General features: G+C 67.0%; 16 protein-coding genes and 1 pseudogene. 8 read left to right on the top strand and 9 right to left on the bottom strand.

The annotated features are described in order from the left end of the window. Window positions 1–39: 39 nt before the first annotated feature. Entirely contained in the window at window positions 40–1539 is a 1500-nt protein-coding gene (locus tag ABLE91_RS08555; protein WP_348930359.1) for a phosphomannomutase/phosphoglucomutase, read from the bottom strand. Between the two features lie 241 nt (window positions 1540–1780). On the opposite strand from ABLE91_RS08555, the gene putA reads away from it, so the two are divergent. Together putA and ABLE91_RS08545 are read left to right on the top strand one after the other, a co-directional pair. Next, a complete protein-coding gene (gene putA, locus ABLE91_RS08550; protein ID WP_348930357.1) occupies window positions 1781–5464 on the top strand; it encodes a trifunctional transcriptional regulator/proline dehydrogenase/L-glutamate gamma-semialdehyde dehydrogenase in 3684 nt (1227 codons plus the stop codon). 362 nt (window positions 5465–5826) lie between these two features. After that, a pseudogene (locus tag ABLE91_RS08545) lies at window positions 5827–6197 on the top strand (carbonic anhydrase). A gap of 36 nt (window positions 6198–6233) precedes the next feature. Here ABLE91_RS08545 and ABLE91_RS08540 read toward each other — a convergent pair. Further along, the gene (locus tag ABLE91_RS08540; protein ID WP_348930353.1) at window positions 6234–6602 is read right to left on the bottom strand and encodes a DsrE family protein; all 369 of its coding nucleotides are present in this window, start codon (window positions 6600–6602) and stop codon (window positions 6234–6236) included. 67 nt (window positions 6603–6669) lie between these two features. Here ABLE91_RS08540 and ABLE91_RS08535 point away from each other — a divergent pair, with 67 nt between their 5' ends. Further along, entirely contained in the window at window positions 6670–7665 is a 996-nt protein-coding gene (locus tag ABLE91_RS08535) for an AraC family transcriptional regulator (protein ID WP_348930351.1), read from the top strand. 20 nt (window positions 7666–7685) lie between these two features. Here the strand turns inward: ABLE91_RS08535 and ABLE91_RS08530 are convergent, their stop codons facing one another. Continuing rightward, window positions 7686–8444, bottom strand: coding sequence for a hypothetical protein (locus ABLE91_RS08530; protein ID WP_348930349.1), 759 nt, complete (start codon window positions 8442–8444; stop codon window positions 7686–7688). Between the two features lie 340 nt (window positions 8445–8784). Here ABLE91_RS08530 and ABLE91_RS08525 point away from each other — a divergent pair, with 340 nt between their 5' ends. Next, window positions 8785–9504 carry a carbonic anhydrase gene (locus ABLE91_RS08525; protein WP_348930347.1) on the top strand — a complete coding sequence of 240 codons (720 nt, stop codon included), beginning with the start codon at window positions 8785–8787 and terminating at the stop codon, window positions 9502–9504. A gap of 59 nt (window positions 9505–9563) precedes the next feature. Here the strand turns inward: ABLE91_RS08525 and ABLE91_RS08520 are convergent, their stop codons facing one another. The 5 genes from ABLE91_RS08520 to ABLE91_RS08500 form a co-directional block, all read right to left on the bottom strand. Then, window positions 9564–9830, bottom strand: a complete 267-nt coding sequence (locus ABLE91_RS08520) for a MoaD/ThiS family protein (RefSeq protein WP_348930345.1) — start codon at window positions 9828–9830, stop codon at window positions 9564–9566. 2 nt (window positions 9831–9832) lie between these two features. Next, entirely contained in the window at window positions 9833–10915 is a 1083-nt protein-coding gene (locus tag ABLE91_RS08515; protein WP_348930343.1) for a WD40/YVTN/BNR-like repeat-containing protein, read from the bottom strand. Window positions 10916–10939: 24 nt separating this feature from the next. Next, window positions 10940–11377 (bottom strand): VOC family protein, encoded by a 438-nt coding sequence (locus ABLE91_RS08510; protein ID WP_348930341.1) that lies wholly within the window; start codon window positions 11375–11377, stop codon window positions 10940–10942. A 93-nt stretch (window positions 11378–11470) separates the two neighbouring features. Next, a complete protein-coding gene (locus ABLE91_RS08505; protein WP_348930339.1) occupies window positions 11471–11881 on the bottom strand; it encodes a VOC family protein in 411 nt (136 codons plus the stop codon). Window positions 11882–12118: 237 nt separating this feature from the next. Beyond that, window positions 12119–13990 (bottom strand): sigma 54-interacting transcriptional regulator, encoded by a 1872-nt coding sequence (locus tag ABLE91_RS08500; RefSeq protein ID WP_348930337.1) that lies wholly within the window; start codon window positions 13988–13990, stop codon window positions 12119–12121. Window positions 13991–14340: 350 nt separating this feature from the next. Between ABLE91_RS08500 and ABLE91_RS08495 the strand changes: the two genes are divergently transcribed. Genes ABLE91_RS08495 through cynS form a run of 4 tightly spaced genes read left to right on the top strand, consistent with a single transcriptional unit; the run spans window position 14341 to window position 17946 of the window. Then, window positions 14341–15699, top strand: coding sequence for a CmpA/NrtA family ABC transporter substrate-binding protein (locus ABLE91_RS08495; protein WP_348930335.1), 1359 nt, complete (start codon window positions 14341–14343; stop codon window positions 15697–15699). 5 nt (window positions 15700–15704) lie between these two features. Then, window positions 15705–16544, top strand: a complete 840-nt coding sequence (ntrB, locus tag ABLE91_RS08490; protein WP_348930333.1) for a nitrate ABC transporter permease — start codon at window positions 15705–15707, stop codon at window positions 16542–16544. Window positions 16545–16548: 4 nt separating this feature from the next. Beyond that, a complete protein-coding gene (locus ABLE91_RS08485) occupies window positions 16549–17436 on the top strand; it encodes an ABC transporter ATP-binding protein (RefSeq protein ID WP_348930331.1) in 888 nt (295 codons plus the stop codon). Between the two features lie 27 nt (window positions 17437–17463). Further along, window positions 17464–17946 (top strand): cyanase, encoded by a 483-nt coding sequence (gene cynS / locus ABLE91_RS08480; protein ID WP_348930329.1) that lies wholly within the window; start codon window positions 17464–17466, stop codon window positions 17944–17946. 167 nt (window positions 17947–18113) lie between these two features. Here cynS and ABLE91_RS08475 read toward each other — a convergent pair whose 3' ends face one another. Continuing rightward, the gene (locus ABLE91_RS08475; protein WP_348930327.1) at window positions 18114–19127 is read right to left on the bottom strand and encodes an esterase-like activity of phytase family protein; all 1014 of its coding nucleotides are present in this window, start codon (window positions 19125–19127) and stop codon (window positions 18114–18116) included. Window positions 19128–19135 lie beyond the last annotated feature (8 nt).

Raw genomic sequence — 19135 nt, 5'->3', positions numbered from 1 at the left:
GACAAGCCCGGGCATGACGGTCCCACTTGGGGGAACGCCTCAGATCTTCTGGTTGTACTCGCCCACTTCCGGGTGGGTGCGCAGCACGCTGTCCACCGCCTCGAACATCTCGCGCATGCGCGCTTCCGAGACCGGGCTTTCCACCACCACCACCAGTTCAGGCTTGTTGGAGGAGGCGCGCACCAGACCCCAGGAGCCGTCCTCGGTGGTGACGCGCACGCCGTTCACGGTGACGAGGTCGCGGATCTTCTGGCCGGTGACCTTTTCACCCTTCGCCTCCATGTCCTGGAAGTGCTTCACCACGGTCTCGACGATGCCGTACTTGGCCTCGTCCGCGCAGTGGGGCGACATGGTGGGGGAGGACCAGGTCTTGGGCAGAGCCTGCCGCAGCTGCGAGAGCTTCTTGCCGGGGTTGCGGTCCAGCATGTCGAGGACCGCGATGGCCGAGACGAGGCCGTCATCATAGCCCCGGCCGATGGGCTTGTTGAAGAAATAGTGGCCGGACTTCTCGAAGCCCACCAGCGCGCCGGTCTCGTTGACCCGGCGCTTCATGTAGGAATGGCCGGTCTTCCAATAATCCGCCTTCACGCCGAGCTTGATCAGCTCGGGGTCGGTGGCGAACAGGCCCGTGGACTTCACGTCCACCACGAAGGTCGCGCCGGGATAAAGCTTGGCGAGGTCGCGCGCCAGCATCACGCCCATCTTGTCGGCGAAGATCTCCTCGCCCTCGTCGTCCACCACGCCGCAGCGGTCGCCGTCGCCGTCGAAGCCCAGCGCCACGTCCGCCTTGCTCTCCAGCACCGCGTCCCGCATGGCATGGAGCATCTCCATGTCCTCGGGGTTCGGATTGTATTTCGGGAAGGAGTGGTCGAGCTCGGTGTCGAGCGGCACCACCTCCACGCCCAGCGCTTCCAGGATGCGCGGGGCGAACGCGCCGGCGGTGCCATTGCCGCAGGCCACTACCGCCTTGATGGGGTGCTTCAGCTTCGGCCGGTCGGTGAGGTCCTTGATGTAGATTTCGGGGAAGTTCTCCACGAACCGGTACGCGCCGCCGCCCTTCAGGTCGAACTTCGCGCCGAGCACGATCTCCTTCAGCCGGGTCATCTCGTCGGGGCCGAAGGTGAGGGGGCGGTTGACGCCCATCTTCACGCCGGTCCAGCCATTGTCGTTGTGGGAGGCGGTGACCATGGCCACCGCCGGCACGTCGAGGGCAAACTGGGCGAAATAGGCCATGGGCGACATGGCGAGGCCGATATCGTGCACCTTCACGCCCGCCGCCATGAGGCCGGAGACGAGGGCATATTTGATGGAGGCGGAATAGCCGCGGAAATCGTGGCCGGTGACGATTTCGGGCTTGACCCCCATCTGGTGCATCAGGGTGCCGAGGCCCATGCCCAGCGCCTGGATGCCCATCAGGTTGATTTCCTTCTGGAACAGCCAGCGCGCATCGTATTCCCGGAAGCCCGTGGGCTTCACCATGGGCTCCGATTCATAGGCGTAGGTGTTCGGCGTCAGGGATGGCTTCGGCGTCGGGAACATGAACGGCCTCTCCGCTGCGGGAAATCACTGGCGGGAGCCCGATAGCATGGAAATGCGGCAGGCAACACGCGGCAGAACCCAGGCGCCGCGCCTTTCGAGCTCGGCCTGCGCCTTAATTCCCCAGCGGCCGGAAGGTTCCGGATGGCCGATGCGGCATGTGCGTGCGTCATGCCCCCATCATGACGCCCATGTTTCTTCGGGTCCGCCGCCAGTGCTGCTAGGCTCGGGACGGGAGAGCGTGATGCCGACCACGATAGCGGCCCATGAGGCGCCGAACCCCTTCCGCGATTTCGCGCGCGACGTGCAGCCGGAAAGCGCGCTGCGCGCGCGCATCACCGCCGCTTACCGCACGCCGGAGGAAGAATGCCTGCCGCCCCTCCTGGCCGAGGCCGGCCTGTCCTCGCTCGAGACCACGGCGCGGGCTCGCGCGCTCGCCGCCGCCGTGCGGGCGAAGGCCGGGCGCGGGGCGGTGGAGGCGCTGATCCACGAATACGACCTCTCCAGCCAGGAGGGCGTCGCCCTCATGTGCCTTGCGGAAGCGCTGCTGCGCATTCCCGACAGTGCCACCCGCGACGCGCTGATCCGCGACAAGATCGGCGGGGGAAACTGGCAGGCGCATCTCGGCCACAGCCGCTCCCTGTTCGTGAACGCAGCCACCTGGGGCCTTATCGTCACCGGGGCGCTCACGGCGACCAACAGCGAAACGGGGCTCACCGCCGCGCTCACCCGCCTTGTGGGGCGCAGCGGGGAGCCGGTGATCCGGGCCGGCGTCGACATCGCCATGCGCATGATGGGCGAGCAGTTCGTCACCGGGCAGACCATCGCGGAAGCCCTGGCGAACGCCCGGCGCATGGAGGCCAAGGGCTTCCGGCATTCCTACGACATGCTGGGCGAGGCGGCGGTCACGGCGGCGGACGCGCAGCGCTATTTCGACGCCTATGAGCATGCGGCCCACGCCATCGGCGCGGCATCGGCCGGGCGCGGCGTGCTCGAAGGGCCTGGCATCTCCATCAAGCTCTCCGCGCTCCATCCGCGCTACCAGCGCGGCCAGCGCGCGCGGGTGATGGCCGAGTTGCTGCCCCGCGCGGCCGCCCTCGCACACATGGCCAAGAGCCACGACATCGGCCTCAACATCGATGCCGAGGAGGCGGACCGGCTCGACATCTCGCTGGACGTTCTGGAGGCGCTGGCGCTGGATCCCGCGCTTTCCGGCTGGAACGGCCTCGGCTTCGTCATCCAGGCCTATCAGAAGCGCGCGCCGTTCGTGATCGACTATGTCATCGACCTCGCCCGCCGCAGCGGGCGCCGCATCATGGTGCGGCTGGTGAAGGGGGCCTATTGGGACGCGGAGATCAAGCGCGCCCAGGTGGACGGGCTCGAAGGCTTTCCGGTCTACACTCGCAAGCTTTATACTGACGTTGCCTATCTCGCCTGCGTCCGCCGGCTGCTCTCCGCGCCCGACGCCGTGTTCCCGCAAATCGCCACACACAATGCGCAGACGCTTTCCGCCGTCATGTCCATGGCGGGGCCGGATTTTCATCCCGGCCAATACGAGTTCCAGTGCCTGCACGGGATGGGCGAGCCGCTTTACGAGGAGGTGGTGGGGCGGGAGAAGCTGAACTGGCCCTGCCGCATCTATGCGCCGGTGGGCACCCACGAAACGCTGCTCGCCTATCTGGTGCGGCGCCTCTTGGAGAACGGGGCCAACTCCTCCTTCGTCCACCGCATCGCGGACGCCTCCTATGCCCTGGACGACCTCGTGGCCGACCCGGTGGCGCAGGCGGCCGCGATCCGGCCGGTGGGCGCGCCGCACCCGCGCATCGCCTTGCCGCGCAACCTCTTCCCCGATGGGCGGCTGAATTCCGAGGGGCTGGACCTTTCCAACGAGCAGCGCCTCGCCGCGTTGTCGGCGGCCCTGCAGGCCGGCGCAGGAGAGGCGCCGGTTGCGGCGCCCGTCCTGGCGGAGGGCACGTTCGGGGGTGAGGCGCGGGCGGTGCGCAATCCGGCGGACCTGCGCGACGAGGTGGGCCGCGTCATCGAGGCGGCGCCGGAACTGGCCGCCCAAGCGGTGCGCGAGGCCCAGACCCTGGGCGCCGCATGGTCCGAAACCCCGCCCGCCGCGCGCGCGGAATGCCTGCGCCGCGCGGCCGACATGATGGAAGCGCACATGATGGCCCTGATGGGCCTCATGGTGCGCGAGGCCGGTAAGTCCATGGCGAATGCGGTGGGCGAGGTGCGCGAGGCCGTGGACTTCCTGCGCTATTACGCGGCGCTGGCGGAGGGCTTCCACAACGACACCCATCGCCCGCTCGGTTCGGTGGCCTGCATCAGTCCCTGGAATTTCCCGCTTTCCATCTTCACCGGGCAGGTCTCGGCGGCGCTCGCGGCCGGCAATCCCGTGATCGCCAAGCCGGCGGAGGAGACGCCGCTCATCGCCGCTGCCGCCGTGGACATCCTGCGGGCGGCGGGCCTGCCGCCGGGCGCGCTGAGCCTGCTGCCGGGGGACGGCGAAGTGGGGGCAGCCCTGGTGGCCGAGGATGGCGTGCGCGGTGTCGTCTTCACCGGCTCCACCGAGGTGGCGCGGCTCATCCGCCGGCGGCTTGCAAGCCGCCTCGGGCCCGATGGTCGGCCGATCCGGCTCATCGCCGAGACCGGAGGGCAGAATGCGCTGATCGTGGATTCCTCCGCGCTGCCGGAGCAGGTGGTGGCGGATACGCTCACCTCCGCCTTCGATTCCGCCGGCCAGCGCTGCTCGGCCCTGCGCATCCTCTGCCTTCAGGAGGAGACGGCGGACCGCATCCTCGCCATGCTCAAGGGCGCGCTGGCGGAGCTCTCCGTCGGCAATCCCGCGCGGCTCTCCACCGATGTCGGTCCCCTTATCAGCGCCGCCGCGCAGGAGGGCATCCTCGCCCATATCGAGGCCATGCGCCGGAGCGGCCGCCGGGTGACGCAGACAAAGCTGTCGGAAGACTGCCGCCATGGCACCTTCGTGGCGCCGACCCTCATCGAGATCGACCATATCGCCGAGCTGAAGCGCGAGGTGTTCGGGCCGGTGCTCCATGTGGTGCGCTATCGCCGCGCGGAGCGCGACGCGGTGGTGGCCGCCATCAATGCCACCGGCTATGGCCTCACCTTCGGCCTTCACACCCGCATCGACGAGACCATCGCGGAGGTCACGCAGGGGATCGCGGCGGGCAATCTCTATGTGAACCGCACCCTCATCGGTGCGGTGGTGGGGGGGCAACCGTTCGGGGGGCAGAACCTCTCCGGCACCGGCCCGAAGGCCGGCGGGCCGCTCTATCTCAGGCGCCTGCTTTCGGTGTCGCCGGCGTTCGAGCCGGCTGGCGATGCCCCGAAGCCGGACAGGACTGCGCGAGCCTGGAGCGCCCATCTCCAAGCACAGGGCGACAGCCTCGCGGCAGCACGCTGCGCGGCCCTCGCCGCCCGTGCGCCGGCGGGTCGGAGACTGCTGCTGCCGGGGCCGGTGGGGGAGGAGAATGCCTATGGGCTCCACCCGCGCGGCACGGTGCTGTGCGTGCCGGCAACGCCGCTTGGCCTCGCGCTCCAGGTGGGCGCGGCACTCGCCACCGGAAACCGGGTGCTCATCGACGCTCCCGCCACATTGGTGACTGCGCCTGGCCGGCTCCACCGTGCCCTCGCGCTGCGCATCGTGCGCCTGAAGCCCAGAGGGCGGGACGAGGCGCAGTTCGACGCCGTGCTGTTCGAGGGGGAGGGCGAGGCGCTGCGCGCGCTGGACCAGGAGATGGCGGCGCGGGACGGGCCGATCCTCGCCGTGCACGGGCTGTCATCCGATGCGCTTGCCCACGGCGCCGACTACCCCCTCGAATGGCTCCTGCACGAGCGCGTGGTGAGCACCAACACGGCGGCGGCCGGCGGAAATGCCAGCCTGATGGCGATCGGGTGAGGGGGACGAGGGCACCGTCCGTCCGTGCATCCGAAGCGTAAGCTATGCAATAGAAGCTTCATCTGGCAGCGCTAGGAAGATGAAGGGATACGGTATTTTGATACCATGTGCGACGATCGCCGGCTTCATGTCTCGCGGCGCCCGGGTCGATGCTCACCTGCAGCGCCATGCCGGCTTTCGCCGCGGTACCGGCGTCCCCACCCAACGCCATCGGCCCAGATGCCGCGCTGAAGCGCCTCTAGGCCGGCAACCAGCGCTATTTCCACAATAAGCCCATCAACAAGGACTTCTCCGTCGATCGCCTTGCCCGAGCGAAGACGCAGTTTCCCTTCGCCTGCATCCTGAGCCGCTCGGATTCCCGCGTGGCGCCGGAGTTGGTGTTCGACCAGCAGCCGGGCGAAATCTTCGTTGTCCGGGTGGTGGGCAATTCATCATGGTGCTCGGCCATACCGGCTGCGGGGCGGTGGACGCCACCATCAAGGTGGTGGACGATAAGGCCGAGCTGCTCGGCCACCTGCCGGGGCTGGTGAACAACATCAAGCCGGCAGTGGAGCGGGCCAGGGCGGCGAACCGCAAGGATCTGCTGGGCGCCGCCGTGGTGGAGAATGTCCGCCACAACGTGGAGAAGCTGAAGGCCGCGACCCCCATCGTCTCCCGCTTCGTCGAAGACGGGAAGGTGAAGGTGGTGGGCGGCCTCTACACGCTGAAGACCGGAGCCATCTCGCTGGTCTAGGGCGTGCTGCCCCCGGTCCCGGGAGCGGCCGCCGGGCTAGAACGACAATGTCGCGGCGCCATCCCTGATCTCGGCGTGCATGGCGCTGGCGCCGGTGACGACGACACCGTCGAGGAAGTCGGCCTGCTCATAGCCACGCGACTTCACGCAGGGCGCGCAGGCCCAGATGGTGCCGCCGCGCTTCATGAAATCCTCGATCAGCGCGGCAAGGGAATCGAGCGGCGCGACCTGGGTGAGGCGCTGCCCGCCCTTGCGCACGAGATCGATGGCCGTGCTGGTCAGGAACACGGAGACCTTCAGGCCGGAGGTCATGCCGCCATTGGCGATGGTGAAGGCGACGGACGAGAGCTCTGACTCGATGCCCTTGGTGACCATGACCACCAGTTTGTCGGTTGAGGTTTGCATAGTATCCTCCCGGTTGCAGTGGATGGCCGATTGTTAAAGGCACAGTCGGCGAACGTCTTTGGCCGGGATGCCGAAAGCCTTGCCCGAGAATCCGACCAGAACCAACGGTGTGGTGCAGGACGACGTTCTGTCGGCCGTGCTTTCGACCATCCGGCTGTCGGGTTCGCTGCAATTCTGCTTCATGCCGAAGGGCGCATGGCAGACCGACGCGGCGCCCTCGCTCGCAAATCTGGCCGCGAAAGCCAGCGGCATCATCCCGTTCCACATCGTCGTGGAGGGCCGTTGCTGGCTGAAGATGGACGGCGCGGCGGCGGCGCTCGAAACCGGCGACGTGGTCGTCTTCCCCTTCGGCACGGGACACCAGCTGGGGGCAGGGGAGGGCGGCAAGCTGCTCATCCCAACCCAGGATCTGCCGCAAAAGCCGTGGCGGGAAATTCCGGTCCTTCGATATGGCGAGGAAGGGCCGCGTGTCCGGCTTCTCTGCGGCTATCTGCAATGCGACGCCATGGGCTTTGCCCCCTTGGGGCAGGCGCTGCCGAAGCTGATCCATGTCCGGACACGCGGCACCGAGGAAGGCTGGCTGCATTCGACCATTCGTCAGATGGTGGCCGAGGTGGACCAGCCCCGTGCCGGCGGCGTCTCGATGCTGCCCAGGCTGACCGAGATCGTCTTCATCGAGATACTGCGCCATCAGATCATGCGAGCGGACCCCGGCGCGGTCGGCTGGCTGGCAGCGCTGGTGGATCCGTCCTTGTCCCGATGCCTGTCGCTCATCCATGGCGACCCGAAACGCGACTGGTCGCTGGAAGAATTGTCGGCCGCGTCCGGGACGTCGCGCAGCACGCTGGCCGAGCGGTTCCAGGCCAAGCTCGACACCTCGCCGATAAAATATGTCCGCGACTGGCGGCTTCATCTCGCAAGCGTGGCATTGAACACGACCGGGCAAGCCATTGCCGCAATCGCATATGAAGCGGGGTATGCGACCGAGGCCGCCTTCAACCGCGCCTTCTCGCGCGCTTACGGCACGCCGCCCGCAGCCTGGCGGGAGAATGCCCGCGCATAGATCGCGAATGCGGGCATGGGCTAACCCGCCGCAGCTTGCCGCCCGGCGAAGGAGGCCGTCGTCTCATCCGCGAGTGCCAGGTAGTGCACCATCTGCCAGGAGGCCCAGCGCTCGAACTCATCCAGGAAGCCGGCATCGATGACGGTGAGCTGCCCGCGCGTGCCGGTGGAGAACCATCCTTCCCGCTCCGCTTCGCAGACGAGGTTCCCGATATGGGCGGGCGAGACTTGGAAGCGTTCCGCCAAGGCGCGATAGCTGAGCGGCAGGGCCGGCGCTGTGCCGGGCAGGGTCTGCGCGTAATGGGTGCAGATCACGGCGCACAGGAGGAGGTAACCGCAATCCCGCCGGGCGAAGTGCAGCACGCGCGGAAACGGATGGATCAGGGTGCCGTGCTCCAGCACATAGGCGGCCGAGCGGCGCAACAGGTCGCCGAGGGCCTCGGGATTCGTTTCAAGCAACGCACTGTGGGTGGGCGCCCGGCCCTCCAGTGCCTCCGCCGCGGCCACGAAAGTGCGCACCGAGCGGCCGATCTCGTTGATCATCTCGGGGGACGGGCGCAACAGCTTGATGCGCCGGTCGTCCGGGTCCGGCTCGGCGATCACGAGCCGGCCGGCCTTCAGGGCCGCCACGAAGCCCGCCGTCTGCCTCGGGCTTGCTTCCACCGTGCGCTGGAGCGCCGACAAAGTGGGGACAGGGCCGGCCCCCAGGCGCCAGGCATAGTAATTGTGGATCATCACATAGCAGACCAGATAGCGCGAAAGCTGGTCGAGCAGCTTCACAAGCGGCCATTTGCCCAATGCAGCCGATGCGGTTGCATGGCAGTATTGTGAAAGTATCGGGCGGAACGCTGCCCGTGCCCGAAATTGTTCGGCTGATTCTTCAAGGCCCGCGGGAAGATGAACGGACGGCCTCTCCGTGGGCGAAGGTGGCGTCAGAACGTATCTTCTCGGCATTGAGATTACCTGCAAAGTTTAGGCTTTTGTGCCAGAGAACGCCTGCGAAATATACGGCGCTCGCTCGGGGCATCCTTGCACCTTGTCGCGGGCTTCCTTTTTTTGTGGGCAGACACGCTGTTGCGGTATCAGCCTGCCTGCTTCGTGTATCCAGAGGGGCGCTCTCATGTGTGATAACCACGGCTTCTCCCTTTCCCGGCGCGGCCTGCTCGTGGCCGGGGCGGCCGCGGCCGTCAGCGGCGGCTTCTCGCTGCCGGCCTTCGCCCAGGCGCCGGCCACGCCGCCGAACTCCATCAGCCCCGATGCGGCGCTGAAGCGGCTGATGGACGGCAACGCCCGCTATGTCGCGAACACACCCACCCAGCGGGATTTCTCCGCCGGCCGCGCAGCGCGTGCGACGGCGCAGTTTCCCTTCGCGGCCATCCTGGGCTGCGCGGATTCGCGCGTCGCCCCCGAGCTCGCCTTCGATGAAGGGGCGGGTGAACTGTTCGTGGTGCGCGTCGCCGGCAATTTCGTGAATGAAGACGGCCTTGCCAGCCTGGAATTCGGCGCGAAAGTTCTGGGCGCGCCGCTCATCATGGTGCTCGGCCACTCCAGCTGCGGCGCGGTGGATGCCACCATCAATGTCCTGAGGGACAACGTTAAGCTCCCGGGACACCTGCCGGAACTCGTGAAATCCATCAAGCCGGCGGTGGAGAAGGCGAAGGCTGAGAAGCCCAAGCCCGCGAACCTGCTGGATGCGGCCATCGCCGCCAATGTCACCTACAACGTCAATCGGCTGAAGACCGCAAAGCCCATCCTCTCGCGGATGGTCGCCGAGGGTAAGGTGAAGGTGGTGGGCGCCGTCTACGACCTCGCCACCGGCAAGGTGAACCTGGTTGCCTGAGGCCAATCGGCCTTCCGTCATCCCCGGGTTCGACCCGGGGATGACGGTTCTTCTTAAGGCTACCCGCCGCTGATGGCCGTGAGCACGAACACGTCTGCGCCCGGCTTGAGCGGGGTCTGAAGCGTTGCCCGCCGGCCGTCCACGAACACGTTGATGTGCCGCCGGATGGCCGGCGTGGTGTCGCACAGCCGGTCGCGCATCCCCGGCCAGCGGGCATCCAGCGCCGCCATCATCTCCGCGACGCTGGACGCCTCCATTTCCACCCGCCGCTCCGCGCCAGGGAACAAGGCAATGAGGTGGGCGGGCAGGCGCACCAGAACCGGCATGGTCAGGCCTCGACCACCAGCGTCTCCACCGAGGAGATGGTGGGCAGGTGCCGGGCGATCTCGGTCCAGCTCTCGCCTTCGTCCGCGCTGGCATAAAGGGAGCCCGACCCGGTGCCGAAGTAGACACCGGCGGGCTCCATACAGTCCGTCGCCAGGGCTTGCCGCAACACGTTGAGGAAGGCGCCCTCCTGGGGCAGGCCTTCGCGCTTGGCCTCCCAGGTGGCGCCGCCATCCTTCGTCGTCCACACCGCCGCCTTCGCATCCGGCATGAAGCGTCCGTGGATGTCGCCATTGAGCGGGATGAAATAGAGCCGGTCGGGATCGCGCGGGTGGACGGCGGCGGGAAAGCCGAAGGAGGAGGGCAGGCCCTTCTCGATGCTCTGCCAGCTCTTGCCACCATCATCAGTGCGGTACATGCCGCAATGGTTCTGCTGGTAGAGGCGGTCCTCCGCGCCCGGCGCCATGACGATGCAATGCACGCACTGGCCGAACTCGGGATAGTTCTGTCCCTCGGGCATGTAGTCGGCCCGCGTGCCCTTGTTGCGCGGCTCCCAGCTCTCTCCGCCGTCGGACGTGTGGAACACGCCGGCGGCGGAGATGCCGACCCATATCTTCCGCTCATCGTCAGGGGCGGTGACGAGCGAGTGGAGGATGAGGCCGGCACCGCCCGGATTCCACTCCGGGCGGGTGGGATGGTCGCGCAGCCCCGCCACGTGGGCGAAGCTTTCGCCGCCATCCGCGCTCACGAACAGTCCCGCCGGCTCGACGCCGGCATAGAGCTTTCCGTGGTCCGCCTTGAGGCTCCAGACGGACTTGATGGGGGTCTCGCCCTCCTCATAGGCGAGGCCCTGGCTCGAATGGGTCCAGGTGGCGCCGAAATCCTCGGACTTCCACACCGCCGGGCCGAACCATTCATTGCCGCCGCCGCCATAGATGGCGCCGGTGGATGCATCCCCGACCACATGATTCATGGGCCAGGTCTCGCAGAACGGACCCTTCAGCGTGAAGGCGCGGCGATCCTCGCCGCTCTCCAGGATGAAGGTGCCCTTCTTGGTGCCAACCAGCACCAGAACCTTGCGCGCCATCCTTGCCTCCTGTTTGCTGGGCCGTCAGGCCGCCTGTTCGACCACCACCATCCACGGCACGCCGAACTTGTCGGCCAGCACGCCGAAGGCAGGGGAGAAGAAGGTTTCCTCAAGGGGCATCTGCGCGGTGCCGCCATTGGCGGTGAGCGCGGCATAGATGCGTTCCGCTTCCGCCTTGTCCTTCACATTGAGGGACAGAGCGAAGCCTTTGAACTCGGCCTTGTTCGGGCCCATGCACATGCCGTCGGACATCATCACCACATTGTCGCCGATGGTGAGGCTGGCATGCATGATCTTGTCGCCGGGAGGCGTCGGCATGCCCTCATACGGGGAGCCTTCCGGCGGCGGGGGCGACTCGCTGAAGCGGAACATCATGGTCACCTTGGCGCCGAGGGCCTTCACATAGAAATCGATGGCCTCTTCGGCGCGGCCCTCGAAGGTGAGGTAGGGCTGGGTCAGCATGGTCGGTTCTCCAGGTTGAAGAGGGGGTGCCACCGGCCGCGCTACCAGCGCGAACCGCCGGAGCGCGGCAGACGGCAGCATGGTGTTGGGTCCTCAGGCCGGCTCGCCCGTGGGCATGGCGCTCATGTGGAAGGCTTCCCAGATGTGGCCGTCGAGATCGTCGAAGCCGTGCTGGTACATGAAGCCGTAATCCTTGGAGGGACGCGGCGTCTTGGCGCCCGCGGCCACGGCTTTGGCCACCAGCGCGTCCACCGTCTCGCGGTTCGGCACCTGAAGCGCGGTGATGGTCTGGGAATAGGTCTTGGTGTCGGCGATTTCCCGGCCGCTGAAAGAGGTGAAATAGGCCGTCGACAGCAGCATGACCTGGGCTTTTTCGCCCAGGACGAGGCAGGCGGCGTTGTCGTCGGTGAATTGCGGATTGAAATCGAAGCCGAGCGCCCGCCAGAAGGCCATGGTGGCCTTGAGGTCGGCGACGGGGAGATTGACGAAGATCTGTTCAACCATGACGCATCCTTTCCAGGCCTGACTTTTCGGGGTCGTCTGTCTTTGGCGGGCAGCGCCTTTCGGCCGGGCCAAGCTCGCCGCCTGTCGTGAAGACGGGCGAAGATAGAGCGCGCCGACATGGGGGATGAAAATTTTTTGTCGAGCCGGGTAACGGTGGTTCGTCTGCGGCCGTCATGCCCGGGACAAGCCCGGGCATGACGGCTGTTCTGTGGGACGATGTTGCCCCTCCTGAGAGCGTTACCGCCCCAGCCCCAGCGCCTTCATGCGCGAGGCCAATGTGGTGGGCTTCACGCCCAGCCGCTCCGCCGCGCCGCCGGGGCCGGAGACCTTGCCGCCGGACGCCTCCAGCGCCGCGAGGATGCTGGCGCGCAGCCGCGCGCGGCGGTCCTCCTCGGTTTCCAGGGCGAGGCCGGGGGCGGGGGTGGCTGGCGCGGGCGCGCGCCGCTCGGTGCCGGGCAAATCGATGGAAAGCCGCCCGTTGCGCGCCAGGATCATGCCGCGCTCGATGACATTCTGAAGCTCGCGCACATTACCCGGCCAGTCATAAGCGGTGAGGCGGCGGACATCCCCCTCGCTGAGCTGGAGCGTTTCCCGGGCGGGCTTCCGCATGGCGGCGAGGAAATGCATCGCGAGCAGCGGGATGTCCTCGCGCCGCTCCCGCAAGGGGGCGCTCTCCACCGGCATGACGTTGAGGCGGTAGAACAGATCCTCGCGGAACCGCCCCGCGCGCACCTCGGCCCGAAGATCGCGATTGGTGGCCGTGATGATGCGCACATCGACGGAGCGTGTGCGCTCCTCGCCCACCCGCTCGAACTGGCCCTCCTGGAGCACCCGGAGCAATTTGCTCTGAAGCTCCAGGGGGATCTCGCCCACCTCGTCCAGGAACAGGGTGCCCTTGTCCGCAAGCTCGAAGCGGCCGATGCGGTCCCTCAAAGCCCCCGTGAAGGCGCCCTTCACATGGCCGAAGAACTCGCTCTCGAACAATTCGCGCGGGATGGCGGCGCAGTTCACGCGGATGAGCGGGCGCTCGTGCCGTTCGCTCGCCTCGTGGATGGCGCGGGCGATCAGCTCCTTGCCGGTGCCGCTCTCCCCGGTGATGAGGACGGTGGCGTCGGTGGGGGCCACCAGCTCCACCTGCCGCAGCACCTTCTGGATGGCGGCGGAGCGGCCGATGATGCCGCGATGGCTGCTCTCGGCGCGGATCTCCTCCTGGAGATACGCATTCTCCAGCTCTAGCCGCTCGCGCAGGCTGTCCACCTCCGCAAGGGCGGCGCGCAATTGCTCGTGCGCCTCGCGCTTCTGGGTCACGTCGCGGAACACCACCACGGCGCCGATCAGCACGCCCCGGTCGCGCAGGGGGGTGGAGGTGTATTCCACCCAGACCGGCTTGCCGGAACGGTGCCAGAAGACCTCGTTCTCCACGTGGTGCACGGCGCCGTCCCGGAACGCTGCGTAGATGGGGCAATGCTGGTGGGGGTAATGGCTGCCGTCATGGTGGTGGTGATGCACCATGGTGTGCATGTCCTGGCCGATCATCTCCTCGGCGGTCCAACCCAGGATCTGCTCGGCGGCGGGGTTCACGAAGGTGGTCTTGCCCTCGGCATTCACCCCGTAGATGCCTTCGCCCACGGCACCCAGCAGCAGGCGGTTCTCGCGCTCGATGTCGCGGAAGAAGCGCTCGGCCCTCTGCCATTCGGTGATGCCCTCGCGCATGAAGCTGTCGGCCTCCGCATCGATGTCGCGGCGGGCGCGGGCATCGAGGTCGCAGAGGGTCAGCAGCATGCGCCGGCCGCGCGGCGTGGTGACGATGGCGCCGCCGCATTCCACCCGCAGCGCCGTGCCGTCCGCATGGCGCGGGGAGAGGGAGCGCGTCCAATAGGCGCCGCGGTCCAGCACCGCCTGGGTGAAGACAACGAGGGCGGACGCCTGGCCGGGATGCAGGTCGAACACCTGCATGGATTTGAGGCGGGGGCGCTCCAGGCCGAGGAGCCGCGCGGCGGCGGCATTGGCGTCGAGGATGGCGCCGGTCTCGATATCGACGGCGAGCTGCGCCTCGATGCCGCCATCGAAGGCGGGGCCGAAGGGGCCGGTGTGGAGGGGCTGGTCCATTACCGGAAGCACGCGGAAATTCCCTCTCCCGCTTGCGGGGGAGGGTTAGGGAGGGGGCCGGCCGAAGGCCGGACGCTATGGTTCTGGAGAGGTTGCGTCTGCCCCCTCCCCAGCCCTCCCCGGCAAGCGGGAGAGGGAGTGCGCGGTGCCCCGTCGGCCATGACAATCTCTTCGTAACGATTTTTCGTAAATGAAACCCGAAATATCGTAATTCACGAAATCCCGTAAATCCATCCCCTTCCGCTGCCCCTTGATCCGCCTCGCAAACCTCCCCTGGCACGCACCTTGCGTAGAGGAAGCCGACCTTCCCGAGGCCTCGCACAAGAGGCCCAACGCAAGCGAGGCGGTTCATGGCGAGCTTCGATCCCTTCCGGCGTTCCCGCTTCTTCTCTTCCCGCTGCTCCTGCGGCCGGCACGCTTCCCAGGAGGCGCATGACCTGTCCATCGGCGGCGATAGCGAGGAGCGGCTTTATGCGTCCGCCGTCGAGGCCAGCGTCCTCCAGGCAGTGATTCCGAACGCCATGGAGCGGCGGGCCTTCCTGAAGACGGTGGGCGCCTCCACCGCGCTCGCGGCCATCTCCCAGTTCCTGCCGCTCGGCAAGGCGACGGAAGCCTTCGCGCAAGGGACGGGGGCGCTGGAGAAGAAGGACCTGAAGATCGGCTTCATCCCCATCACCTGCGCCACCCCCATCATCATGGCGCACCCCATGGGCTTCTATTCCACCTATGGGCTCAACGTCGAAGTCATCAAGACCGCCGGCTGGGCGGTGATCCGCGACAAGACCCTGAACAAGGAATACGACGCCGCCCACATGCTGGCGCCCATGCCGCTCGCCATCTCCATGGGGGTCGGCTCGACGGCGACGCCCTACACCATGCCGGCGGTGGAGAACCTCAACGGGCAGGCCATCACCTTGGCCATGAAGCATAAGGACAAGCGCGATCCGAAGGACTGGAAGGGCTTCAAGTTCGCCGTCCCGTTCGACTATTCCATGCACAATTACCTGCTCCGCTACTATCTCGCGGAAGCCGGCCTCGACCCCGACACGGACGTGCAGATCCGCGCCGTGCCGCCGCCGGAAATGGTGGCGAACCTGCGCGCGGACAATATTGACGGGTTTCTTGGGCCGGACCCGTTCAACCAGCGCGCGGTCTATGACGGGGTGGGCTTCATCCACATCCTCTCCAAGCAGATCTGGGACGGGCACCCCTGCTGCGCCTTCGCGGCCAGCCAGGAGTTCGTCACCTCCATGCCCAACACCTTCCATGCGGTGACGAAAGCCATCATCGACGCCACTGGCTATGCCCAGAAGCCGGGGAACCGCAAGGCGATCGCCGAGGCCATCGCCCCGGCCAATTATCTCAACCAGCCGCCCGTCGTTTTGGAGCAGATCCTCACCGGCACCTATGCGGACGGCCTGGGCGAGATCAAGAAGGACCCCAACCGCATCGCCTTCGACCCCTTCCCCTACAATGCCTTCGCCATCTGGATCCTGACCCAGATGAAGCGCTGGGGGCAGGTGAAGGGCGACATCGACTATGCCGGCATCGCCAAGAAGGTCTATCTCGAAACCAATGCCCTCAACCTCCTGAAGGAGCTGGGCTATCCGGCGCCGTCCACGTCGAAGACCATCGTCGTCATGGGCAAGCCGTTCGATCCGGCCAAGCCCGAGGACTATGTGGCGAGCTTCGCCATCAAGCGGAGCTGACGGGCATGCTCGGGTCCATGCGCCTTCGGGCGCTCATCGTCTCGGTGCTGCTGCTCGCCTGCTTCCTCCTCGCCTGGCATTTCGCCGTGCAGGGCGGGACCAAGGCGAGCGGCATGGATCCGGAATATGCCAAGCTCATGGGGATCACCGCGACCCAGGGCGGCTCGGCCATGCCGGGCCCGCTCGCGGTGGGCGAGACGCTATGGAAGCACCTTTCCAACCCCTTCTATGACAAGGGGCCGAACGACAAGGGCCTCGGCATCCAGCTCGCTTATTCCATCGCCCGCGTGCTGGTGGGCTATGGGCTGGCGGCTCTGGTGGCGATCCCGCTGGGCTTCCTCATCGGCATGTCGCCTTTGATGAACCGGGCGCTCGATCCCTTCATCCAGGTGCTGAAACCCATCTCGCCTTTGGCCTGGATGCCGCTGGCCCTCTACACCATCAAGGACAGCCAACTTTCCTCCATCTTCGTGATCTTCATCTGCTCGCTCTGGCCGATGCTGATCAACACCGCCTTCGGCGTGGCCGGCGTGCGCAAGGAATGGCTGAATGTGGCCCGCACGCTTGAGGTGGGCACGTTCCGCCGCGCCTTCACCGTGATCCTGCCGGCGGCGGCGCCCACCATCCTCACCGGCATGCGCATCTCCATCGGCATCGCCTGGCTGGTGATCGTCGCCGCCGAGATGCTCGTGGGCGGCACGGGCATTGGCTACTTCGTTTGGAACGAGTGGAACAACCTCTCCATTACAAACGTGATCGTCTCGATCCTGGCCATCGGCGTGGTGGGCATGCTGCTCGACCAGATCCTCGCCACCATCACCCGCCTCGTCACCTATCCGGAGTGAGGCGATGACGTCCCGCTACCTTTCCATCGAGGGCATCGCCCGCCGCTTCTCCAAGGGCCGGGGGCAGTCGACCGCCGTGTTCGAGGACCTCTGGTTCTCCATGGACAAGGGCGACTTCGCCTGCATCATCGGTCATTCCGGCTGCGGCAAGACCACGGTGCTGAACATCCTCGCCGGGCTCGATGCGCCGGACGAGGGCGTGGTGACCGTGGACGGCAAGGCCATCGAGGGACCCTCCCTCGACCGCGCCGTCATCTTCCAGAGCCATGCCTTGCTGCCCTGGCGCACCGTGCTCGGCAACGTGGCCTATGCGGTCTCCTCCCGGCACCCGGACTGGAGCCGCGAGCAGGTGCGCGCCCATGCGGAAAAGTTCGTGGAGCTGGTGGGGCTGAAGGGCTCCGAGCACAAGCATCCGGCGGAGCTTTCGGGGGGCATGAAGCAGCGCGTCGGCATCGCCCGTGCGCTGTCCATAGAGCCCAAGATGCTACTGATGGACGAGCCCTTCTCGGCGTTGGACGCGCTGACCCGCGGCACGTTGCAGGACGAGGTGCGGCGCATATGCCTCGAGACCGAGCAGACGGTCTTCATGATCACCCACGACGTGGATGAGGCCATCTATCTCGCCGACCGCATCGTGCTCATGACCAACGGCCCCGAGGCCGTGGTGGCCGAGATCGTGGAGAACCCGCTGCCGCGCGACCGGCGGCGGCTCGACATCCACAAGCAGCCGGACTTCTACGCCGTGCGCAACCATCTCATCGACTTCCTGGTTGAGCGTTCGCGCACCTTCAAGGCGAGCGTTCCGGCCGGCTATGAGCGCCGCCACCCGCCGATGGTGCGCCCCATTGCGGCGCCCACCCCTTCCCCCGACGGCGACGCCCGCGCCGCCTGATTTCTTAACGACCCGAAGGAGAGACGCATGAAGCGCGCAGATCTCACCGAGAAGATTCTCGACATCAAGCGTAAGAACGGCTGGAGCTGGAAATACATCACCGGAGAGATCGGCGGCATGTCCGAGGTCCTGGTGGTGGGGGCGCTGCTCGGCCAGATGAAGCTGGTGAAGCCGCTGGCGAAAGCCGCCGCCGAGCTGTTCGGCCTCTCCGAGGAAGAGGAGCGCATGCTCAACGAGGTGCCCTATCGCGGCATGCCCATGCCCCCCACCGACCCGCTCATCTACCGCTTCTACGAAATGGTGATGGTGAACGGCCCGGCTTGGAAGGCGCTGATCGAGGAGGAGTTCGGCGACGGCATCATGTCCGCCATCGACTTCGACATCGACATCTCGCGCCAGGAGAACCCGAAGGGCGACCGGGTGAAGATGACCTTCACCGGCAAGTTCCTGCCGTACAAATATTACGGCGCCGAGCAGGGCACGCCGGAATATGGGTTCAAGGAAGGGTGAGGGTAGCCGCCTGTGCAACGTAACTCCCTCTCCCGCTTGCGGGGGAGGGTGGGGGAGGGGGCTCGCGACCTCTCCAAATCCCAGTCTCTTCCGGCCTGCGGCCGGCCCCCTCCCTAACCCTCCCCCGCAAGCGGGAGAGGGGATGCCTATCGCAAGGGAGAAGAGCTTCACTCCACCAGCGCGAACCGCAGCAAGATCGTCCGTTGGAGCGGGTTGAAATTGTCGTCGGAGATCATCGTCAGGATGGTCTCGCCCTTGGCGTTCACCGTCGCGGAGAGACCTTCCATATTGTCGATCTCATAGCCCATGTCGGCGGTGACCAGCACCTCGCCCTCCAGCACGGCGCCGGGCTTCACGTCGGCCAGCTTGAAGCGGCGGAGCTGCATGGAGACGCCCATGGTGGGCGCATAATGGCGCTCCAGGAGAAACAGTTCGCCCTTGGGCCCCAGGGCCGCATCGGTGGCGCTGAAGCGGCTGCTCTTCTTGATGGTGAAGGCGCCCGGGCGCGGGCCGCCGATAATGAAGCCGGGAAGGTCCGCCGTCTCGGTGGCGCCCTGCTCGCCCACCGCGATGAGCGCCCCCGTCATGGGCGGGCCGGGCACATAGACCAGCGCCTCCAGGCCCAGATTGTCGCGCAGCTGCTTCACTCCAGCGGGCACGGGCACGGGCACGCCCGTCTTGCCCAGCGGGTCCGGTCCCGGATAGGACCAGATCTCGTTGATGTCCTCGAAGGTCACGTAGACCGCGTCGGGGGCCACCGCCAGCGCCTCGGCATCGCCCCGGCCGCGCGTCGCCTGGATGCGGCCCTTCTCGTCCAGCATGGCGGCGGCCATGACATCGGAGAGGCCGGTCGGCCGGTCGCCTTCGGTGACGAGATTGCCCTTCAGGAACAGGCCGGCATCGGTGAGCGCCAGGAAGCCCTTGCCGCCCGGCTCCAGCACGAAGCCGGAAATGCCGCCAAAGCCGGGAAAGTCCGAGGACAGGCGGATGCCGCCGCGAAACTCCAGCCGGCCGAAGCGCGTATCCGGCGAGGAGGGGCGGAAGGTGGCGATGGGCGTTGCCGTCACCTCCACCGGCACGGGTGTGACCGGCAGCGCCTCGGGCTTGGCGAAGGCGTGGAGCGCCCCCAGCACGAGCCCCGCGGCGGCCAGTGTCGCGAGGGCAGGGCGCAGGAGGCGCATAATGCGGC

The organism is Aquabacter albus, assembly GCF_040049275.1.
GTDB lineage: Bacteria > Pseudomonadota > Alphaproteobacteria > Rhizobiales > Xanthobacteraceae > Aquabacter.
Note: the sequence above shows the minus strand (reverse complement) of the source record. Positions and strands in the feature narration are given on the sequence as shown.